We start from the raw sequence: 20,865 nt of genomic DNA, 5'->3' as shown, positions 1-20,865 counted from the left end.
GCCCGCTATTAGCACTTGGTACTAATATGAGTATATAAATAACAAAAAAAGAATGCAAGGAAAATTAATACCTTGCATTCTTAATCGAGTCTTCCGCCTGACAATACACCTGATTGTTCGATTTGCAATCGCAAACAAGCCATGTCTTCTGCGTGCCAGAATTCTTCGCTACTAATTAGTTTCTCAGCATCTTTTCTTGCTGCTTCAAGCGCACGATAATCATGGATTAAATCCGCCATTTTAAATTCGGGTATCCCACTTTGCTTGCGACCGAAAAAGTCACCCGGACCTCTTAACTGCAAATCTTTTTCGGCTAACACAAAACCATCGTTCGTTTCTGTCATGGTCGTCATACGTTCTTTACCAATTTCTGTTTTCGGATCTGCCAGAAGCACACAATAAGACTGCTCACTGCCGCGCCCCACACGTCCACGCAATTGGTGCAGCTGAGACAAACCAAAACGCTCGGCATCATAGATAAGCATAAACGATGCATTTGGTACGTTCACGCCAACTTCTACAACGGTTGTGGATACCAATACATCTACTTGACCTTCTGAAAACTCACGCATCGTTTGTTCTTTTTCATCAGGATGCAAACGACCATGCATCAAGCCAACCGAGAAACGATCTTTGAAATACATTGTTAGTTGCTGAAACAAATCTACCGCGTTTTGATAATCGAGTTTATCTGACTCCTCAATCAGCGGACATATGACATATGCTTGTCGGCCTGCCGCTAACTCTTTTTCCATGCGCCCAACAATTTTTCCAAACATCTCTTTTTTCATCCAATACGTTTCAATTTCTTTTCGCCCAACAGGCATTTCATCGATAATCGAAACGTCCATTTCACCAAAAGCAGAAATCGCTAATGTACGTGGAATTGGCGTTGCCGTCATAAACAAGACATCTGGATTATAGCCTTTGTCTTTTAACACGCGTCGCTGATCTACTCCAAAGCGGTGCTGCTCGTCTGTAATAACAAGCCCTAATTTATCAAATCGTACTTCCGGTTGGATTAAGGCATGGGTCCCAATTAACAAGTCAATTTCGCCTGCCGCTAATTGCTCCAATATTAACTGACGTTTCTTGCCTTTAACCGATCCTGTTAAAAGCGCGATATTCATTGAAAACGGTCGAAACCACTGCTCTAACGTATTGGCATGTTGTTCCGCTAGTATTTCAGTCGGTGCCATTAACGCACCTTGTAATCCAGCAGTGTAAGCAGCATATAAGGCAATTGCCGCTACTACCGTTTTTCCGGATCCTACATCCCCTTGTAAAAGTCGGTTCATTCGGAACGGCTCTTTTATATCTTTGCAAATTTCATTAACCACGCGTTTTTGAGCGGCTGTTAAATCAAACGGCAAAGACTCGATAAACTTCTTAAGCTGCTCTAAGTCATAGTCGATAAAAGAACCGCCTTCTTCTTCACGATTTTTCTTACGCAAGGCTTGCATTTTTAACTGAAATACCAATAATTCTTCATAAACAAAACGTCTCCGTGCTTGTTTCACTTTTTCACCATCTGGTGGAAAATGAACCCATTCTAAGGCATCTTGAATTGGCGCTAATTGATAAGTATCAACTAACGACTTTGGTAAACAATCTTCAATATCTTCTTTCACTAAATCTAACGCTTGGCGCATTAGTTTGCGGAAAGTTTTTTGATGAATGCTGCCTTTTAAGCTATAAACCGGTTCAAAATCCGCACCATTTGTACGCGGTCCGATAGTATGACTAGAGACGGTAATCACTTGTCTTCCACGATCCCATTTACCGGTCACTGTAATGATTTCTCCTAAATGCAATTTAGCTTTTACATACGGCTGATTAAAGAATATCGCTTTTATTAAATGACGTCCTACCAACACACGGACTTGCGTTCGAGATTTGTTCTTACCTAAAAAAAGGACGGAAGGTTCACTTTCGACCCTTCCCTCCACTGTAACGCGCTCATTATGAGGTGTATCTGCCAAATCTTTTAATTGAAAATCTTCATGGCGATACGGAAATGTCATGATTAAATCATGGAGCGTTTCAATTTTCATTTCCTGCAAAGTTTCAGCAGCTTGTTTGCCTACTCCTTTTAATGTGGCGACGGAATCGTTACTGCCCACTACCGACGACTGCTCCTCCGAAAATTTTAGACTCGAGCCATTTTCCAGTAGGAGTTGCGGCAAGTCCACCTTTAGCGGTTTCTCTTAGCGCACTCGGCATTGATTGGCCGATTTCAAACATCGCACCAATTACTTCATCACATGGAATACGGCTCGTTACACCCGCTAATGCCATGTCAGCAGCTACGACTGCATTTGCTGCTCCCATTGCATTGCGTTTTACACAAGGCACTTCTACTAATCCCGCCACTGGATCGCAAACGAGGCCAAGCATATTTTTCATCGTGATTGCGAAAGCTTCCGAACATTGTTGCGGAGTGCCTCCTGCCATTTCAATAATCGCTGCTGAAGCCATACCTGCTGCCGATCCAACTTCTGCTTGGCATCCGCCAGCTGCACCTGAAATCGAAGCATTGTTAGCCACAACAAACCCAAAAGCTCCTGCTGTAAATAAATAACGAATCATTTGCTCACGCGTCGGATTCAACTTGTTTTGCACAGCAAATAACGTACCCGGTACAACTCCTGCAGAGCCAGCTGTTGGCGTTGCACAAATCGTGCCCATTGCTGCGTTAACTTCATTTGTCGCAACAGCTTTACTTACTGCATCAAGCAATAAATCTCCTGAAAGCGTATTCCCTGTTTCGCGGTATTTTTGCAATAATACTGCATCTCCACCCGTTAATCCAGATACGGAATGAACACCTTTTAACCCTTTTTCTACTGCTTCTTCCATGACCGTTAAATTACGGTCCATTTGAATCATTATATCTTCACGTAAACGGTCGGTCATAAGCATTTCCTGCTCAATCATGATTTCTGAAATCAGTTTTTCTTCTTTTTCAGCTCGTTCAACCAATTCTCTCACATTACGGAATAAAGCTTCCATAGGTTATACCCTCCAATTTAATCGGCGATTCTTGTCACTTGCGTGATATTCGGAAGTTTTCGTAAATCTTCCATCACTTCTTTGTCCACATTCTGATCGACTTCAATAACCATCAATGCCATATGTCCTCGTTCTTTTCGAGAAACTTCCATATGACCGATGTTGATATCGTATTTATACAGGCAGTTAGCGACATTTGCGATACACCCTGAACGATCTTCATGGACGACCAGAATCGCCGGATGATTCCCCGACAACCGAAGAGGAAATCCGTTAAGCTCTGTTATTTCAATTTTACCGCCACCAATTGAAATGCCCATCATCGACATTTCAGAATCTTTATCTCCAATGACGATACGTGCGGTATTTGGGTGATCTACATGACCTGTCTCCGGAATAAACTCAAACGTCATTCCTGCATTTTTGGCTTCTTCAAAAGAAGTTTTAATGCGTTCATCAAAGGTATCGTAATCCAATAATCCACCGATAATCGCAACATCTGTACTATGACCTTTATAGGTTTCTGCAAAAGAACCATATAGGTGCACTTTTGCCCAATCCGGCTGTCTACCAAACAAATCCCTCGCTACTCTTCCGATACGGGCTGCTCCCGCAGTATGCGAAGAAGATGGCCCAATCATGACCGGGCCGATTATATCAAAAACAGATTTGAACTTCATGGCTCAAACCCCTCTCTTTCAGTTACGTATACTGTTAGTGTACATGATTTTTACATATTTCACAAAAATAAAAAAGCGCATACATTCGTATGCGCCTTAGCTTTTGACGATATTCTAATAACGAAAAGAAATTTATTCTACTGCTAGTATAAATGGATACAAAGGTTGCTTGCCGTTATGAATTTCAACTTCAACATCGCTATTTAAAGACTCGATGAATTCGCCTAATTTTTGAGCATCGGCTTCTGTCGTGTCTTCTCCGTAAAGGATCGTCACGATTTCCGCTTCACTATCCACTAATTTTTTAGCTAGTTCTTCCGTTACGTATTCAAGTTTGCTGTCAGAAACAATAATCTTCCCTTCAGAAATACCCATGAAATCATCTTTTTTAATCTCAATACCATCGATTGATGTATCACGTACTGCAAATGTGACAGAACCTGATTTTACATGTTTCGAAGCACTTGCCATTGCAGCTTGATTGTCTTCTAATGATGCCTCTGGATTAAAAGCAAGTAATGCTGACATCCCTTGAGGTACATCTGTTGTCGGAACAACAGCCGCTTCAATTTCTAGAAGTTCGGCTGCCTGCTCTGCAGCCATAATGATGTTCTTATTATTAGGTAAAATAAGCACACGTTCTGCACCAATCGACTTAACAGCGTTCACAATATCTTCCGTTGAAGGATTCATTGTTTGTCCGCCTTCAATTACATACGAAGCTCCGATACTGCGCAGCAGTTCAGCAATACCTTCGCCCATCGCAACTGTTACGACTGCATAAGGGTGTGTGGATTGTTGTTTTGGTGCGTTTTTTTGGAAGTCTTCTCCTACAATATCGATATGCTGTTGACGCATATTTTCAATTTTCATGCTGATCAAGCTTCCGTAATCTTGTCCATATGTAAGCACTTTTCCGGGCTCTTCTGAATGGATGTGGATTTTAGCAACTTCATCATCAGCAATGACTAGTAGCGAATCTCCATAACCACTCAAGTCTGAACGGAACATAGCTTCGTTAAACTCTTTTTTTCCGTCTTCAAACTTCACCATGAATTCTGTGCAATAGCCAAATTCGATATCAGCAGTATCCATGAAACCAGCGATATTTTTATGGTGCTCAGCACTCACTAAATCCGTCATTGAATGATGCGCATGCTTTTCTGGAAGTTCTTCGCCTTTTAATGATGCGAGGAATCCTTCATACACATAAACAAGACCTTGTCCGCCACTATCGACTACGCCTACTTCTTTTAATACTGGCAATAGATCAGGCGTCCGTTCTAAAGAAGCTTGTGCTTCAAGTACAACAGCTTCAAAAAAAGCAATAATGTCTTCTTCAGTTTTAGCTACTTCCATGCCTTTAGCAGCCGCATCTTTTGCAACTGTCAAAATTGTACCTTCAACTGGTTTCATAACGGCTTTATAAGCTGTTTCCACACCATGTTGAAGAGCTTCTGCAAATTTAAGGGCAGTCAATTCCGATTCTGAAGCGATGTATTTACCGAAACCTCTAAAAAGCTGCGACAAAATAACGCCTGAGTTTCCGCGCGCGCCCATTAATAGTCCTTTAGATAAAGCACTTGCTGTTTTGCCAATATGAGCGTCTGCTTGAGCAGTTGTTTCTTTCGCTCCAGAAGTCATCGACAAATTCATATTGGTCCCTGTATCGCCATCAGGTACCGGAAAAACATTTAATGCATCTACATAATCTGCATTTTGAAAAAGATGGTGAGATCCCATCTGAACCATTTCTGCGAACTTCTCGCCATTTAATGACTTCATATCCGTTTCTTCCTCCTCCTACGGGTTCGTTACACGAACTCCCTGGACAAAAATATTTACTGCTTTTACTGACATACCCAATGTTTGTGTAATCGTATATTTCACTTTGGACTGGACTTGATAAGCTACTTCAGAAATTTTCGTTCCGTAGCTGATAATGACATACATATCAATAACCAAATTTTCATCTTCCTGACGCACAATAACTCCTTTTGCAAAATTTTCTTTGCGGAGTATATCAGTCAGGCCATCACGTATTTGGTGTTTCGTCGCCATGCCTACAATACCGTAACATTCAATCGCTGCGCCGCCTGCTATTTGAGCAACTACATCATTGGAAATATCGATTTGACCATATTCGTTCTTTAATTCAATCGACATGGAAATTCCTCCTTGAGTCCTATTTCACTCTTACCATTCTACCTTAAAGACTTATAGATGAAAAGCCACCGTTTTAAGGTGTAAAGGTTTTTTTCTTTAAAGACCCTCAAATATAGTTGCAAACCCGATATGTCTGTGGTAAATTATTAAAGTATGTGAAACGAAAAACGAACTGAAATTCTATTATAATTTTCAGCTTCACTTGTGAGGAGGGACTTACATGCCTAAAGTATGTGCAGTTAGTGGACGTAAAGCTCGCGCCGGAAATGCCCGTTCGCACGCTATGAATTCGACAAAACGTACATGGGGAGCAAACCTTCAAAAAGTTCGCATCCTTGTAGACGGTAAACCGAAACGTGTATGGGTTTCTGCAAGAGCCATGAAATCAGGAAAAGTTGAACGCGTATAATCGTTCATGGATAATGCCAGTGCTGATTAAATCAGCACTGGCATTTTTTCGTAGCTTACAAAGATGAGGCTGTAACATAAACGCCTCTATAAAAAGAGCACAGAAAAACAAATTGTTTTTCTGTACTCTTTTTATTTTAAATACTGTTTAAGCCATCTCTATGCATCTGAGCTTTCAACCATTAAACAATAGCCACAATTTATCTCAACACTTCCACGACCTACAAGCTCATTGCTAACAAAGCGCGTCGTGCCAAAAGGAAGGTTCTCATTTGTTACAGGGTATTTAAAACCTGATAACGTTAAACCTTGAACTTCTTCTGCAAAAGGATAAAAAGACACGTACCGGTAACGTGTATCTTTTTCAAGCTCATGAATGCCTGGGCTTAAAAACCGGATTTGGTTCTGGTTGTTTATTATGAGAAAACGGGTTTTAGGAAATTTTTGTTGATAATGATACATGATGTGCAATACGCTCATATAATGATCCAGACGACCACCCGTTACACCCGCAAGTATCACTTGTTCCGGATGATATGTCATCGCTCTTTCAAGTCCTAACTCTGTATCCGATTGATCTTTTTCCGAAGGCGAGCGTGCCAAATCAGGAAAAGCTGATCGAATTTTATCATAATCTTCAGTTGTTACCGAATCGAAATCTCCAACAGCAGCATCCGGTTGAATGCCTTTTTCAAGCAACGCGAGCGTTCCAGAATCGACCCCTATATAAAGAGCGTTTGGAAATAAAGAGAAATCCGGCAGTTCAACTGCCGGACCTCCTGCGATTAAAATGACATTCACGAAATCGCCTCTTCTCCTGCTTTCCTAATTGCTTGAAGAGCTTCTGCACGGTCTTTTTTACTGTAGATAGCTGAACCTGCTACAAAAACTGTTGCACCGGCTTCTGCACACGCCACGATGGTTTCCTCGTTAATGCCGCCATCAATTTCAATCTCGATTGATAACTCTTTTTCTTTAATGATGTCAGACAGTTGTTTTACTTTCGGAACAACCGAATGGATAAATTTCTGTCCTCCAAATCCAGGGTTGACTGTCATGAATAATACGAGATCGATATCTTCAAGAATATGCTGAATCGTCTCGATTGGCGTATGTGGATTCAACACAACTCCTGGTTTAACTCCAAATGAACGAATCAATTGAATTGTGCGGTGCAAGTGAGGACATGCTTCTACGTGTACCGTAATATAGTCAGCCCCCGCTTTTGCAAATTCCTCAATATAAAGATCTGGATTTTCAATCATTAAGTGAACATCCATTGGTAATTTAGTTAAAGGACGAATTGCATTTAACACGACAGCTCCAAATGAAATATTTGGAACAAAATGGCCGTCCATGACATCTACATGAATCCAATCTGCTCCTGCTTTTTCTACTTCTAACACTTCTTCTCCAAGTTTCGCGAAATCTGCTGCTAAAATAGACGGTGCAATTTTAATCATTTGAATACCTCGGCTTTCGACTCATAATTTCTTCTAAAAACTTCAAGTAATGTTTATAACGATATGCTGGAATTTCTTTTGCTTCTACTGCTGCTTTAATGGCACATTTCGGTTCGTTCATGTGCAAACATTCTCGGAATTTGCATGCGTTTGATCGTGCTGCAAATTCAGGGAAACAAGCAGACAACTCTTCTCGTTCCATCGTTTCAAAGTCAAACGAACTAAAGCCAGGCGTATCAGCTAGTAAGCCATTATTAACGGCGATTAACTCCACGTGTCGAGTCGTATGTTTGCCTCGATTTAACGCTTTTGAAATGTCGTCCGTCTTTAATTTTAACGATGGCAAAATGGTGTTGAGCATCGTTGATTTTCCAACTCCCGATTGGCCAGCTAGCACACTTATTTTCCCTTCGAGTACTGGCATTAACCGATCTTTTAACGCAGGGTCATCGATAAATGTCGGAATTACTTCATAGCCAATTTTTTCGTAATCTGCGATATAGTGTTGAATTTTTTCTTTTTCTTCTTCTTTTAACAAATCCATTTTCGTCAAACAAATGATAGGTTGGATTGAATGCGATTCAATCGCTGTTAAAAAGCGGTCTAAAAGCAAAGGGTGAAAATCCGGTTGCTTCGCTGAAAACACCAAAATTGCTTGGTCAACGTTCGCAATTGGCGGACGCACCAATTCGTTTTTTCGTTCGTATACGTGCAAAATTGTGCCTTCGAGTTCATTATCCGCTTTATAGTCGACGTAATCTCCAACTAATGGTGTGATTTGGCGGTTGCGAAAAACACCACGACCACGACATTGCGTATACCGCTCCCCGTCTTCATCTAATACATAATAAAATCCGCTTAATGCTTTTCTGATTTGACCTTTCGGCATCGTTTCACTCCTTTCATCACTTATTCCACACTTGCGTACTCAAAAGTTTCTTCTAGTATAATCGTTGAATCTCGAACAATTCGGTAAGAAGCACTATCACCTTCTGCAATTTGCAATTCAATCTGGTGAGACTTGTTTTCAGTAATTTTAAATTCCTCTACAGGCTCTACCATGGTATTGGTATTGTCTTGGATATACACTTGAATGGTCTGTTCAACTGGATCTTCGCCTTCTTCAGCCGGCTCATCTGGTTCATAAGGGATATTGACTGTATGAATATAAGTTTTCATCGGTTGAGCAGCTACCCCTGAAGACAAGGTTACTTCAATTGTACTCCCTGCTTCTAATTGCTCTCCTGCAGCAGGTGTTTGGGACATTACCTTCCCAGCTTCTACCTCACTTGATGCTTGTTCAGACACAATTCGAATATTAAAGCCTGAAGAACGGGCATAGTCGTTGAGATTTTCCTCAGTAAATCCGGCTAAATCCTCGACATTGCGCAAGTCTTTTCCTTTGCTAACAATAAACTCAACATCGGTTTCACTAATAATTACTTCTGATCCAGCTGCTGGTCGCTGATTTAAAATCGTCCCGGCAGGTTCTTCTGAGAACTCTTCTGTAGATTTAGCAGCCGCAAAGTTTTTGGCTTCTAACTCGCTTGTTGCGTCTTCAAGCATGGTGCCGACAAAATCATTCATTTCAACTTTTTCTTTTCCTTTGCTGACGAAGAGCTGAATCGCTGATTCGCGATCTCTCATTTTTCCTGCTTCTGGAATGGTTCGGATAATGTGATTGTCTGTGATTTCTTCAGAAAACTCTTCTGTTTCTTCACCTACAATAAAACCACTGGCTTGTAGCTCTTCCACCGCTTCTATATGCTCCATTCCAGAAACATCTGGTACAGCTACTTGCCGTGGTTCAAAAAGTCCAGGAAATGCGATTGCTTGCACTAGTCCGGCTATTAATAAGAACGATAACACGCCAATAATCCATGGCCACTTCTTTCGCTTCTTTTTCATAGGAACTTTTTGTTCATTTTCTGTTTCATGTAACGGCAAGGGCCTTGTTTTGGAATCTTCAACATTTGCATAGGCCGCCGAGTCTTTAATAGCCGGCATAGCACGCGTTTCATCTTGATCGACAGGCACCATAAACTTTGGTTCATTTAGTCGTTCTGGTAATAATGCCGTACTAAGATCTTCTTCCATTTCATCAGCCGACTGATAACGATGTTCTAAGTTTTTCGCAGTAGCTTTTAAAACGATATTCTCCAAACTTTGCGGCAGTGAAGGAACTGTATCTCGTAAAGATGGTGTTTCGGTCTGTAGATGCTTTAACGCAATCGAAACAGCCGATTCACCTGAAAATGGCAGCTTTCCTGTGATTAATTCGTACATTACGATACCGAGCGAATAAATATCGGATTTTTTATTGGCTGTCCCGCCTCGAGCCTGCTCAGGAGATAAATAATGAACCGTCCCTAATACGGAATTTGTTTGTGTATAGGACGTCGCACTTAATGCCATGGCAATCCCGAAATCAGATATTTTCACATTGCCGTGGTCATCCATCAAAATATTTTGAGGTTTAATATCTCGGTGGACAATTTGGTTATGATGGGCATGTGCTAAAGCCGATGCTAACTGCTTCATAATCTCAACTGCTCGCTCAGGCGAGACGGGTGAATGTTCGATTATGTAATCTTTCAACGTTTTTCCCGGAACATACTCCATCACTAAATAATGGATAGGACCGTCTTCACCCACATCAAAAATGTTCACGATATTTGGATGCGCCAAACTAGTAGTGGATAATGCTTCTCTTTGGAAACGCCTGCGTAATTCTTCTTCATTTGAAAAATCATATCGCAAAATCTTAATCGCGATGTCTCGATCCAAAATCATATCATGCGCCAAATAGACATTAGACATTCCACCACCACCGATCAAATCCTTGATCTTATAGCGGCCGTTGATGCTTTTTCCTATCAACATTGTTATACCTCCTCATCCATAGAGGATAGAAGAATTAACGAAATATTATCTTCTCCACCAAGGTCGTTAGCCAAACTTACTAACTCCTGACCCTTTTGAGATAAAGGAGCCGCAGAGCGAACAATAGAAGCAAGTTCTTCTTTCGGAATTTTATTGCTTAATCCATCTGAACAAATTAACAAATACGGCACATCTGCAAATGAAAAATCAATCATTTCTCTTTCAATGCGTGATTCAGTTCCAAGTGCACGAACAATCCAATTTTTCTTTGGATGTTCTTCTGCTTCTTCTTGACTGATTTCCCCACTATCAACGAGAACATTTACATAAGAATGGTCACGCGTTAGTTGTTTGATCGACTCACCAATGAGATAAGCTCGGCTATCGCCAATATGACATAAAACCCCTTCGCCATCTTTGATCAACGCTGCAATCAACGTAGTTCCCATGCCTTTGCATTCTGGGTTTGCTGATGCATGATCAAATACTAGGCGGTTTATGGTTTTGACACGTTCAGAAAGCCATTGTCGCCTATTGTCAATTGTTAAAAATGCTGCGTCTTCATCTTCCAGGAAATATTGACTCAATCGTTCTACAGTCATTTTACTTGCAACGTCTCCAGCTTTATGACCACCCATTCCATCTGCTACTATCGCTAACATTAAACCATCTGGTCGTTTAAGTACCGCTACACTATCTTCATTTACTACACGAATTTTACCTGTATCACTTTCTATCACATACTGAAACAAATCACGACACCCCGATTCTCTTTAAGCTGATGCAGTCTTTTGGGACTTTTTAAAAGCAGCGATGAAAAAGCCGTCGCTTCCATAATCTTGCGGAAATACTTGGACAAAACCTGTGTATTTGATGCCCATCGAGGCTGGCAAAGCTACCTGGATTTTTTCCATTTCAGGATGCTCTTTTAAAAATCGTTCTGCGGTCCCTCTATTTTCAACAGCATCTACGGTACAAGTGCTGTAAACGAGTATGCCATCTTCTTTTAATAGGTGAGCTGCCTGGTCCAATAATTCAATTTGAATCTCCTGCAAACGAGCAAAATCTTGTTCTTTTTTCGTGTATTTAATATCTGGCTTGCGTTTAATGACGCCTAAACCACTACAAGGGGCATCTACTAAAATGCGGTCGAATTTTTCTTCACCAAAACGCTCTACACTTTGTTTGCCGTCACCAACAGTAGTTTCGATCACAGTGTGCCCAAGTCGCTCAGCATTTTCATCTATTAGTTTCACTTTGTGTTGGTGTAAATCCAGTGCGTATAATGTTCCACTATTATTCATTTTCTCAGCAATATGAGTGGTTTTCCCACCGGGTGCCGCACACATATCAAGAACCGTCATTCCTGGTTCGACTTGCAATGCATAAGCTGGAAGCATTGAGCTTTCATCTTGAATTGTTATAAAACCTTTTTCGAAAGTTGTTGTACGAGCAGGTTGACCATTTGTGACAACTAAACATTCTGGAATTATTTTACTTGGCACAGCTTCTAATTCTTCAGACTCCAGCATTTCAATAGCTTCTTCAACAGTCGCTCGAACCGTATTTACACGGACCGTTTGCAATGGTGTTTTATTGTTTTCCAACGCCATTTCCCGCGTTTTCTCCAAACCAAATTGCTCTGCCCAACGTCGGATCATCCACTCTGGATGACTCGTCTCGATGGAAATTTTTTCGTATGGATCACTAATCGTATTAAACGAACGCACACCGTTACGTTGTACTGAACGCAACACACCATTAACAACAGAAGCTACGCCTCCGTGTCCACGACGCTTGGCGATTTCAACTGCTTCATGGACGACTGCGTGTGCTGGAATTCGATCTAAATAAACAATTTGATAAAGAGATAGCCTTAACAGGATTTTGACCCATGACTCGATTTTCCCTTTTAAATAAGGTTCTAAATAATAATCCAACGTCATTTGATGTTGCAAAGTACCATACGTAATTTCCGTTAGCAACCCTCTGTTTTTAGCTGCAATCCCATAACTTTCAATAGTTTGGTGAAGTAATAGGTTACTGTAAGCTTGTTTGTTTTCAACAGCCCACAGGATCGAAAATGCTGCATCGCGAACATTGCCTTGTAATTTTTTGTTTTTCATTCGAATAAATCTCCCACCTGGATTTTAGGTCCTTTTAAATAATCTTTCGCTGCCATGCGTTTTTTTCCAGCTGGTTGCAATTCGGTAATTGCTAAAACCCCATCGCCAGTTTGAACTAAAATAGCATCCTCTGTCAGCTCGACAACTTCTCCAGCTTGACCTTTTGCACTAGAGGACGTTTTTTCCGTCCACCAAATTTTCATAGTGGCATCGTTAAAACTTGTATACGCAACTGGCCACGGATGCAATCCACGAACTTGGTTGTAAATCGCTGTCACTGATTGTGACCAATCAATCCGTTCTTGCTCCCGCGAAATATTGCGTGCATACGTCACCAATTGCTCATCTTGTGGAATGCGTTTGTTGGTGCCTTCAATGATTGATGGCAATGTGGATTTTAACAAATCGCGACCTGCAATGCTCAATTTTTCGAACATACTACCGGTGTGGTCCTGTTCTTCGATCGGCACCGTTACTTGTGAGATAATATCGCCTGCATCTAAGCGGTCTACCATATACATAATCGTGACACCTGTTTCATCTTGTCCATCAATAATCGATTGATGGATCGGTGCACCTCCGCGATATGCTGGAAGAAGTGACGCATGAACGTTGATAGCCCCTAGATTCGGTGCTTCTAACAATTCACTTGGTAAAATTTGACCAAATGCTGCAGTTACGATTAAATCCGCACCCATATCAAGTACATGTTGAAGTTCATCTTTGTTTTTTAATTTTTCTGGTTGATAAACAGGCAAACCAAGACGCAATGCTTCTTCTTTAACAGGAGTTGCCGTCATGACTTTTTTACGTCCTACAGGTCGGTCTGGCTGTGTTACGACAGAAATCACTTCATAGCCTTCTTCGACTAACATACGTAAAATTGGTGCGGAAAAGGCAGGTGTGCCCATAAATATAATTTTGGTCAAGCCTGCTCCTCCTCTTCTTCTTCCTGCTCGCGAATCATTTCATCTAATTCTTCCTGCGTTACGTATTTCGTGATTTTACTCGTAAATAACACACCGTCCAAATGGTCCATTTCATGTTGAATCGCACGAGCTTCATAGCCTTCTGCCTCTAACTCGTACCATGAACCGTCACGTTCTTGTGCTTTAATCTTAATGTGATCATAACGTTCTACTTCCCCGAAAATCCCTGGGAAACTTAAGCACCCTTCAATATCCGTTTCTGCACCTTCAAATAACACCAATTCAGGATTAATCATTTCGATTGGCTCTTGACCTTCTCGAAAGTCAACAATAGCTACACGAACCGCTTCTCCTACTTGAGGCGCAGCAATTCCGACACCGTCTGATTCCACCATTGTTTCGTGCATATCATCTAAAAGAACCGATAAATTTTTATCAAAAATCGTTACCGGTTCACAATTTGTTTCTAATACTTTATTGGGATGTTTTACAACTGTTCGAATTGCCATAATTATGTCCTCTTTTCTTTTACATGACCGATGTAGGATTCATATCAATCGACAGAGTTGCCCCTTTTTTCAACCACTCTGTACGATGAATTTTGATCAATTGTTGCATTGTATCGATCAGTTTTGATTCTTTTTTGTATTTTATCAAACATTGATAGCGATATCTATTATTGACCCGAGAAATTAGCGACGCTGAAGGCCCGATAATTAAGGTATTTGATGACAATTGACCTTTTAAATAACGCACGGTTTGATCTGCGTATTCTGCCACTGTCATTAAATCTTCATGTGTAAATTGGATATTGACGACAAAATAATAAGGTGGATAACCACTTGCTCTCCGCATCGCCATTTCTTGATCGTAAAAAGGTTCGTATAATTGGTCTTTGGCGAGCGTAATCGCATAATGTTCTGGTGTATACGATTGAACAAACACTGTGCCAGGTAAGACATCGCGTCCTGCTCGACCACTTACTTGTGTTAGCAATTGATACGTCTTTTCTGCTGCTCGGAAATCCGGTAAGTGAAGTGTCGTATCCGCTGACAACACACCTACCAAGGTGATATTTGGAAAATCCAATCCTTTAGCAATCATTTGTGTTCCAAGCAAAATATCTGCTTTGCCTTCACCAAAAGCAGATAGGATTTTTTCATGTGCTCCTTTGGTACGCGTCGTGTCCACATCCATCCGCAAAACACGAGCTTCTGGTACTACTTTTGCTAGTTCTTCTTCGACTTTTTGAGTGCCCGTTCCGAAAAAACGAATATGTTCACTTTCGCACTCTGGACATGACGTTGGTACTCGCTCGTCATAACCGCAATAATGACATTTCATCATTTCGCTCGAACGATGATAAGTCAAAGAAATATCGCAATTTGGACATTGCATCACTGTTCCGCAATCTCGGCATAGCACAAAAGATGAATATCCGCGTTTATTTAAAAACAATACCGTTTGTTGTTTTTTCTCCAGCCGATCGCGAATCGCATCAGCTAATTGCACTGAAAACATAGAGCGGTTGCCGTTTCGCAGTTCTTCTCGCATATCGACAATATGAACATCTGGCAACGGCTGATTTTTCGCGCGTTTTTCTAGTACTAATAACTCATAAACCCCTTTTTGCGCACGGGCATACGATTCTAGAGAAGGTGTCGCACTCCCTAAAATAACCGGACACTTATGATATTCACTACGCCAAATGGCCATATCACGCGCATGGTAACGAGGAGAATCATCTTGCTTATAACTCGATTCGTGTTCTTCATCGAGAATAATAAGTCCTAAATTTTGGAAAGGTGCAAAAATAGCGGAGCGTGCTCCAACGACCACTTTAACTTCTGCTCGTTGAATTTTACGCCATTCGTCATATTTTTCACCTGCCGATAAGCCACTGTGTAAAACGGCGACTTGATCCCCGAAGCGTTCTTTAAAACGAATTGTCATTTGAGGGGTTAAAGATATTTCGGGTACTAACATGATGGCTTCTTTGCCTTGTTTTAACACTTGATCGATTGTTTGCAGGTAAATCTCCGTTTTTCCACTACCTGTAATGCCGTGCAATAAGAACGTTTTCGGAGTATTTAATGCCGCTTCAATCCGATCGAAAGCAATTTGTTGCGCCCCTGTTAGCTTTAAAAATGCTTTATGCTCAATGTTAGATAATAATTTAGGGTCTCGGTAAGACTCCATATTCGAAATTTGAGCTGCGCCTTTCTCAACTAAGCTATAAATCGTTGGCAATGAAACCCCTGCTAATTTTTGCAGTTGAGACGATTCAATCGATTGTCCGGTATTTTTTAAAAAATACTCCATTAGCTTTAATTGCTGTTTGGCGTTTGCACGGATTTCTAACGCTTCAAGTACTTCTATTGTGTCAGCAATGTGAATCATTCTGACCTTTTTAACAGCTGTTTGTTGCTGAATGTCCGTATCGGCAATAATCGTCCCTTTATCCATCTCTTTTTTCAATAACGCATAGACGTCGACTGCATCTTGCAACCGAATAAAAGAACGATTCTCAAAATAAGGACGCAAAGGCGGCGAGATTTCTTCTAATTCTGCATTTAGCACGAAACGTTTTTCGTATTTCGCACGTAAAGCAGCAGGTACCATCACTTGTAAGGCATCAATTTCAAAGCAAACGGTTTGTTTTTTCATCCACTGTGCCATTTGTAGCAACTCTTTATTTAAAACTGGCGTTACGTCCATCAGTTCATGAATCGGTTTTAAGCGTTTCGGATCAAAATCAGAAGTTTGTTTAATGTTCGTTATAAATCCAAGCACTTTGCGATTGCCAAACGGCACTTTCACACGCATTCCCGGCTCTGCCAAAACTTCCACTTCTTTTGGAATGGCGTAATCAAATGGCCGATCTATTGGATGTGCAGCAACGTCCACAATAACTTCAGCTATCATAGGACTCTTCCTTATCTGTAATTATTTCGAACAATTGACGCGCCAATTGTTGTTTGGGCATCATATCAAAAGCTTGCTCAAAATCGTTTTTACCAAATACCGTCACGCGGTTGGTATCTGATTCAAACCCTGCTTGTGCTTCGCTAACATCATTGGCAATAATATAATCGGCATTTTTGCGCGTTAATTTTTCTTTTGCGTACTTACTCACATCGTTGGTTTCAGCTGCAAAACCAATCAATACTTGATTTTTCTTCTGTTGACCCAATTGTTTAAGAATATCGACAGTCCGCTCCAATTCAATGGTTGAATCGCCTTCTTGTTTCTTCACTTTTTGATCCGCGATTGCTTTTGGTCGATAATCAGCCACTGCCGCTGTTTTAACAACATAATTTGCCGTATCAAAATGCGCTTCGACCGCCTTTAGCATGTCTTCTGCACTTTCTACTTGAATACGAGTGACACCGCTCGGTACCGGTAATGAAACAGGTCCACTAATTAAAATCGTTTCAGCGCCCATTTCAGCCGCCGCACCCGCCATCGCATACCCCATTTTCCCGCTTGAGAAATTGGTTAAAAATCGAACAGGGTCAATCCGTTCACGTGTTGGTCCCGCTGTGACAACTACCTTTTTACCACTTAGTTTAAGTTCGCGCGTAAAATAGTCTTTAACAAGTTCTGTAATTTTTTCCGGTTCCTCTAAACGTCCTTTTCCGACATATCCACAGGCCAGAAACCCTTCAGATGGTTCGATAAAACGGATGCCATCTTCATGAAGTTGTTGAAGGTTACGTTTTACTGCAGGGTGGTCGTACATATGAACATTCATTGCTGGTGCAATCCAAATCGGTGCGGTTGCAGCAAGCAAGGTGGTTGTCACCATATCATCACCAATGCCATTTGCTAGCTTCCCAATAACATTAGCTGTTCCTGGTGCGACAATAATCAGGTCTGCCCAATCCGCAAGGTCAATATGCGCAATGACAGAAGAATCCTTTTCATCAAATGTATCCGTATAGACATCGTTTCTAGACATCACTTGAAACGTCAGCGGTTGCACAAATTGCTGCGCTGATTCAGTCATAATTACCTTTACGGACGCACCGGCTTGTGCCAGTTTGCTTACGAGAGCAACAGCTTTATAGACAGCAATTCCCCCACTGACACATAGTAGAATTTTACGATTCTCCAACAACTCAAACACCCTTTCTAAACAACAAACTCCCAAAGAACAAATTTGCTCTGGGAGTCGTCTGTTGCGATTAATGGTTAAATTTCGTCTTCGTAGATTGCAAATTCATCTTGTTTTTCTGGTACTAATACGCCAGCTGCTACTTCTTCAAGTGCTTTACCGACCGATTTAACAGAAGTGTATGAATCTAATTTTTCATCACCATGTTCATGTAATTGGCGAGCACGTTTTGAAGCAAGTGCCACCAACGAGTATTTTGAATCAATTCGGCTTTTTAGTTTATCAACGGATGGGTATAACATTAGACATTCTCCTTTAGCATATCGAAATATCGTTTTTCAACACGTTCACGCTTGCAATGTTCTGCAATAATGATGGCATTGATTCGGTCACAAGCATTTTCTACTTCATCGTTTTCTACAACGTAATCGTACAAGTTCATCATTTCTAACTCTTGGCGAGCGGCCCGCAATCGGGATGCAATGACATCATCCGACTCAGTACCTCGACCGACAAGTCGTTCTTCTAATTCCGATAAGCTTGGCGGTGCTAAGAAAATGAACAAGCCATCTGGAACTTTCGAACGCACTTGCGCTGCACCTTGTACTTCTATTTCTAGGAACACATCACGACCCGCATCGCGCATTTTGTTGACATACTCAAGCGGCGTACCGTAATAATTTCCTACAAATTCGGCGTATTCAAGCAATTGATCTTGCTCGATCAACGTTTCAAACTCGCTGCGTGTTTTAAAGAAATAGTCGACTTCATCGACTTCTCCTTCTCGTGGTGAACGAGTCGTCATCGATATAGAGTATTCATAATTTGTATTTGGCTGTGAGAACAGCTCTTTTCGTACCGTGCCTTTGCCAACACCCGAAGGCCCTGATAGGACTATCAGCAGTCCACGTTGGTTTCTCATTTTATCCCTCATTTGCCTTATCATCTTTTCTTCTAACCGCAAAAGCGTAACCGCTATAAATACCAAAGAATAAATAGAACTGTTCGCTTTTTTAAAAGCGATCTCATCTATTACTGGTATTACCCAACAGCCTATCGCTGCGAATTTTCTTGATCAGCTTACACACCATATAAAATTCAGTATAACTTCTATAATTCGGCTGACCCAATTATAACGTAGCTACTACCAGGAGAATATACGACATTCTCTACTAAATTTTAAATCGTCATTTGTCGCTAACCATTATTCCTCGTTTTCTAACTAACTGTCTTATTATATCATAATACACCGAGAAAATGATAAGATGGAACAAAACGATTTGAAAGAGGGATATTTAATGGCATTTGATGGATTATTCACAAAATCGATGACGGGCGAATTGCAACAGCTGGTCACCGGTAGGATTTCAAAAGTTCATCAGCCCAACCAGCTTGAACTGCTTTTACACATACGTGCTCAAGGAAAAAACCATAAACTACTTATTTCCATTCATCCATCGTACTCACGAATTCATTTGACAGCTATGGCAAACGTCAACCCTTCTGAGCCACCGATGTTTTGTATGTTACTGCGTAAGCATATTGAAGGCGGGGTCATTACAGAGATCTCCCAGTACGGAATGGACCGCCTTATTATGTTGAAGATCAAAGCAAAAAATGAAATTGGCGATGATATTGAACGTGAATTGCACGTGGAGATGATGGGACGGCATTCGAACGTTATTTTAATCGATGCCGAACGAACTATGATTCTTGACAGCTTGAAGCATTTGCCACCAAGCGTCAATTCTTACCGAACAATTTTACCGGGACAACCTTATATTTTCCCACCTGCACAAGAGAAAAAAGATCCGTACGCATCGATTGAAGAGTTAGCTCAAACAGAGCCAAGCGAAATCGTTAGCCAATTTTCCGGCTTTTCTCCATTAAATGCGCGTGAACTGGCACATCGTTTAGCAACTGCTGAAAGTAAAAAAGAAACGACAAAAGCATTTTTAGCTGACTTTTCAATTGCGGAACCTACAGGCTACTATATAGAGCACGAAGGAAAAAGCTTTTTCTCCGCTTCCTCACTAACACATATTGGCGAAAACAGTTTGCAATTTCCAACGCTCGGTGAATTGCTTGATAGAATGTATTATGCCAAAGCTGAACGAGACCGCGTTAAACAACAAGCGGGTGATTTGGAAAGATGGCTACAAAACGAAATTTCCAAATTAAAACTCAAGTTGAAGAAATTGAAGAAAGAACAAGATCAAGCTGAGAAACGCGATGTTCTCCAATTACATGGTGAATTGATCATGGCAAACCTTCACCGCATGAAAAAAGGCATGAAGGAAATCGAAGTCGACAATTATTACAATGATGAAAAAGTGACCATTACATTGGATCCACGTAAAACGCCGATTGACAATTCGCAGCGTTATTATTCGCGTTACCAAAAAGCAAAAATTGCTGTAGTTAAAACGCAAGAACAAATCAATAAAACTGTCGAGGACATTGACTACTTTGAAACCTTAATGTCTCAAGTTCAACAAGCAGGCATTTCTGACATTGAAGAAATTCGAGAAGAATTAGCTGAACAAGGTTTTATGAAAGCACAGAAATCAAAGAAAAAGAAAAAACCAACAAAGCCTACTGTAGAGTCATATGTTTCATCTAATGGAACGTCAATTTCAGTTGGTAAAAACAATAAGCAAAATGATTATGTGACATTCAAAGTTGCAGCCAAATCTGATACTTGGTTGCATACGAAAGATATTCCTGGATCCCATGTCATTATTCACGATAATGACCCCAATGAAGCGACGATTTTAGAAGCGGCAACGATTGCTGCTTATTTCAGTAAGGCACGGGAGTCATCTTCTGTTCCTGTTGATTATACAGAAACTAGACATGTGAAAAAGCCAAATGGTTCTAAGCCTGGCTTTGTTATTTATTTCGAACAAAAAACCGTGTTTGTGACTCCCGATGAAGAACTGGTTATTAAGTTAAAAAAATAGAGGTGGGCCGAAAAGCTATTGCTTTTCGGCTTTTCTATTGTCGTAAGAAATAAGAGTATTATTTACACAATCACTCCGGACGCTTTCGGCATGGCTCCCAAAACCGCCGTCTTATTGC

19 protein-coding genes are annotated in these 20,865 nt (G+C 40.9%); 2 read left to right on the top strand and 17 right to left on the bottom strand.

The features are described from left to right. Positions 1–80: 80 nt before the first annotated feature. The 5 genes from recG to MLE13_RS01515 all read right to left on the bottom strand — a co-directional run bounded on the left by recG (position 81) and on the right by MLE13_RS01515 (position 5,858). On the bottom strand, positions 81–2,123 hold the full coding sequence (gene recG, locus MLE13_RS01535) for an ATP-dependent DNA helicase RecG (RefSeq protein ID WP_240747712.1): 2,043 nt from the start codon (positions 2,121–2,123) through the stop codon (positions 81–83). Continuing rightward, the gene (gene sdaAA, locus MLE13_RS01530; protein ID WP_240747711.1) at positions 2,113–3,012 is read right to left on the bottom strand and encodes an L-serine ammonia-lyase, iron-sulfur-dependent, subunit alpha; all 900 of its coding nucleotides are present in this window, start codon (positions 3,010–3,012) and stop codon (positions 2,113–2,115) included. The genes recG and sdaAA overlap by 11 nt, the downstream gene beginning before the upstream one ends. 17 nt (positions 3,013–3,029) lie before the next feature. Further along, a complete protein-coding gene (gene sdaAB, locus MLE13_RS01525; protein WP_008497972.1) occupies positions 3,030–3,692 on the bottom strand; it encodes an L-serine ammonia-lyase, iron-sulfur-dependent subunit beta in 663 nt (220 codons plus the stop codon). 132 nt (positions 3,693–3,824) lie between these two features. After that, positions 3,825–5,477, bottom strand: coding sequence for a DAK2 domain-containing protein (locus MLE13_RS01520; RefSeq protein WP_240747710.1), 1,653 nt, complete (start codon positions 5,475–5,477; stop codon positions 3,825–3,827). 18 nt (positions 5,478–5,495) lie between these two features. Continuing rightward, positions 5,496–5,858: an Asp23/Gls24 family envelope stress response protein gene (locus tag MLE13_RS01515; protein ID WP_008430809.1), complete on the bottom strand. Its 363-nt coding sequence runs from the start codon at positions 5,856–5,858 to the stop codon at positions 5,496–5,498. 220 nt (positions 5,859–6,078) lie between these two features. Here MLE13_RS01515 and rpmB point away from each other — a divergent pair, with 220 nt between their 5' ends. Next, entirely contained in the window at positions 6,079–6,267 is a 189-nt protein-coding gene (rpmB, locus tag MLE13_RS01510) for a 50S ribosomal protein L28 (protein WP_006828787.1), read from the top strand. Between the two features lie 158 nt (positions 6,268–6,425). Here rpmB and MLE13_RS01505 read toward each other — a convergent pair whose 3' ends face one another. The 12 genes from MLE13_RS01505 to gmk form a co-directional block, all read right to left on the bottom strand. Then, positions 6,426–7,067 (bottom strand): thiamine diphosphokinase, encoded by a 642-nt coding sequence (locus tag MLE13_RS01505; RefSeq protein WP_240747709.1) that lies wholly within the window; start codon positions 7,065–7,067, stop codon positions 6,426–6,428. Next, positions 7,064–7,729 carry a ribulose-phosphate 3-epimerase gene (rpe, locus tag MLE13_RS01500; protein WP_240747708.1) on the bottom strand — a complete coding sequence of 222 codons (666 nt, stop codon included), beginning with the start codon at positions 7,727–7,729 and terminating at the stop codon, positions 7,064–7,066. Before rpe ends, MLE13_RS01505 begins: the two co-directional genes overlap by 4 nt. Beyond that, complete coding sequence (gene rsgA / locus MLE13_RS01495; RefSeq protein WP_240747707.1) at positions 7,722–8,618, bottom strand: ribosome small subunit-dependent GTPase A; 897 nt, start codon at positions 8,616–8,618, stop codon at positions 7,722–7,724. Before rsgA ends, rpe begins: the two co-directional genes overlap by 8 nt. 20 nt (positions 8,619–8,638) lie before the next feature. After that, complete coding sequence (gene pknB / locus MLE13_RS01490; protein WP_240747706.1) at positions 8,639–10,612, bottom strand: Stk1 family PASTA domain-containing Ser/Thr kinase; 1,974 nt, start codon at positions 10,610–10,612, stop codon at positions 8,639–8,641. A 2-nt stretch (positions 10,613–10,614) separates the two neighbouring features. Beyond that, positions 10,615–11,364, bottom strand: coding sequence for a Stp1/IreP family PP2C-type Ser/Thr phosphatase (locus tag MLE13_RS01485; RefSeq protein WP_240747705.1), 750 nt, complete (start codon positions 11,362–11,364; stop codon positions 10,615–10,617). Between the two features lie 21 nt (positions 11,365–11,385). Further along, positions 11,386–12,738 carry a 16S rRNA (cytosine(967)-C(5))-methyltransferase RsmB gene (gene rsmB / locus MLE13_RS01480; RefSeq protein ID WP_240747704.1) on the bottom strand — a complete coding sequence of 451 codons (1,353 nt, stop codon included), beginning with the start codon at positions 12,736–12,738 and terminating at the stop codon, positions 11,386–11,388. Further along, positions 12,735–13,667, bottom strand: a complete 933-nt coding sequence (gene fmt / locus MLE13_RS01475) for a methionyl-tRNA formyltransferase (protein WP_240747703.1) — start codon at positions 13,665–13,667, stop codon at positions 12,735–12,737. The genes rsmB and fmt overlap by 4 nt, the downstream gene beginning before the upstream one ends. Beyond that, positions 13,664–14,176 (bottom strand): peptide deformylase, encoded by a 513-nt coding sequence (def, locus tag MLE13_RS01470; protein WP_240747702.1) that lies wholly within the window; start codon positions 14,174–14,176, stop codon positions 13,664–13,666. Before def ends, fmt begins: the two co-directional genes overlap by 4 nt. Positions 14,177–14,195: 19 nt before the next feature. After that, entirely contained in the window at positions 14,196–16,592 is a 2,397-nt protein-coding gene (gene priA / locus MLE13_RS01465) for a primosomal protein N' (RefSeq protein WP_240747701.1), read from the bottom strand. Further along, on the bottom strand, positions 16,582–17,787 hold the full coding sequence (coaBC, locus tag MLE13_RS01460) for a bifunctional phosphopantothenoylcysteine decarboxylase/phosphopantothenate--cysteine ligase CoaBC (protein ID WP_240747700.1): 1,206 nt from the start codon (positions 17,785–17,787) through the stop codon (positions 16,582–16,584). The genes priA and coaBC overlap by 11 nt, the downstream gene beginning before the upstream one ends. 74 nt (positions 17,788–17,861) lie before the next feature. After that, complete coding sequence (rpoZ, locus tag MLE13_RS01455) at positions 17,862–18,086, bottom strand: DNA-directed RNA polymerase subunit omega (RefSeq protein WP_008430790.1); 225 nt, start codon at positions 18,084–18,086, stop codon at positions 17,862–17,864. Next, the gene (gene gmk, locus MLE13_RS01450; RefSeq protein ID WP_008430789.1) at positions 18,086–18,706 is read right to left on the bottom strand and encodes a guanylate kinase; all 621 of its coding nucleotides are present in this window, start codon (positions 18,704–18,706) and stop codon (positions 18,086–18,088) included. The genes rpoZ and gmk overlap by 1 nt, the downstream gene beginning before the upstream one ends. 376 nt (positions 18,707–19,082) lie before the next feature. On the opposite strand from gmk, the gene MLE13_RS01445 reads away from it, so the two are divergent. Continuing rightward, on the top strand, positions 19,083–20,747 hold the full coding sequence (locus tag MLE13_RS01445; RefSeq protein WP_240747699.1) for an Rqc2 family fibronectin-binding protein: 1,665 nt from the start codon (positions 19,083–19,085) through the stop codon (positions 20,745–20,747). The last annotated feature ends 118 nt before the right edge of the window (positions 20,748–20,865 follow it).

The sequence above is a fragment of the Planococcus halocryophilus genome (assembly GCF_022489025.1).
Lineage (GTDB): Bacteria > Bacillota > Bacilli > Bacillales_A > Planococcaceae > Planococcus > Planococcus halocryophilus_A.
Note: the sequence above shows the minus strand (reverse complement) of the source record. Positions and strands in the feature narration are given on the sequence as shown.

Bases quoted from the DNA above. Each gene is read 5' to 3' on its own strand.
- sdaAA (WP_240747711.1), bottom strand. From the start codon at position 3,012: ATGGAAGCTTTATTCCGTAATGTGAGAGAATTGGTTGAACGAGCTGAA.
- sdaAB (WP_008497972.1), bottom strand. From the start codon at position 3,692: ATGAAGTTCAAATCTGTTTTTGATATAATCGGCCCGGTCATGATTGGG.
- MLE13_RS01520 (WP_240747710.1), bottom strand. From the start codon at position 5,477: ATGAAGTCATTAAATGGCGAGAAGTTCGCAGAAATGGTTCAGATGGGA.
- MLE13_RS01515 (WP_008430809.1), bottom strand. From the start codon at position 5,858: ATGTCGATTGAATTAAAGAACGAATATGGTCAAATCGATATTTCCAAT.
- rpmB (WP_006828787.1), top strand. From the start codon at position 6,079: ATGCCTAAAGTATGTGCAGTTAGTGGACGTAAAGCTCGCGCCGGAAAT.
- rpe (WP_240747708.1), bottom strand. From the start codon at position 7,729: ATGATTAAAATTGCACCGTCTATTTTAGCAGCAGATTTCGCGAAACTT.
- rsgA (WP_240747707.1), bottom strand. From the start codon at position 8,618: ATGCCGAAAGGTCAAATCAGAAAAGCATTAAGCGGATTTTATTATGTA.
- pknB (WP_240747706.1), bottom strand. From the start codon at position 10,612: ATGTTGATAGGAAAAAGCATCAACGGCCGCTATAAGATCAAGGATTTG.
- rsmB (WP_240747704.1), bottom strand. From the start codon at position 12,738: ATGAAAAACAAAAAATTACAAGGCAATGTTCGCGATGCAGCATTTTCG.
- def (WP_240747702.1), bottom strand. From the start codon at position 14,176: ATGGCAATTCGAACAGTTGTAAAACATCCCAATAAAGTATTAGAAACA.
- priA (WP_240747701.1), bottom strand. From the start codon at position 16,592: ATGATAGCTGAAGTTATTGTGGACGTTGCTGCACATCCAATAGATCGG.
- rpoZ (WP_008430790.1), bottom strand. From the start codon at position 18,086: ATGTTATACCCATCCGTTGATAAACTAAAAAGCCGAATTGATTCAAAA.
- gmk (WP_008430789.1), bottom strand. From the start codon at position 18,706: ATGAGAAACCAACGTGGACTGCTGATAGTCCTATCAGGGCCTTCGGGT.
- MLE13_RS01445 (WP_240747699.1), top strand. From the start codon at position 19,083: ATGGCATTTGATGGATTATTCACAAAATCGATGACGGGCGAATTGCAA.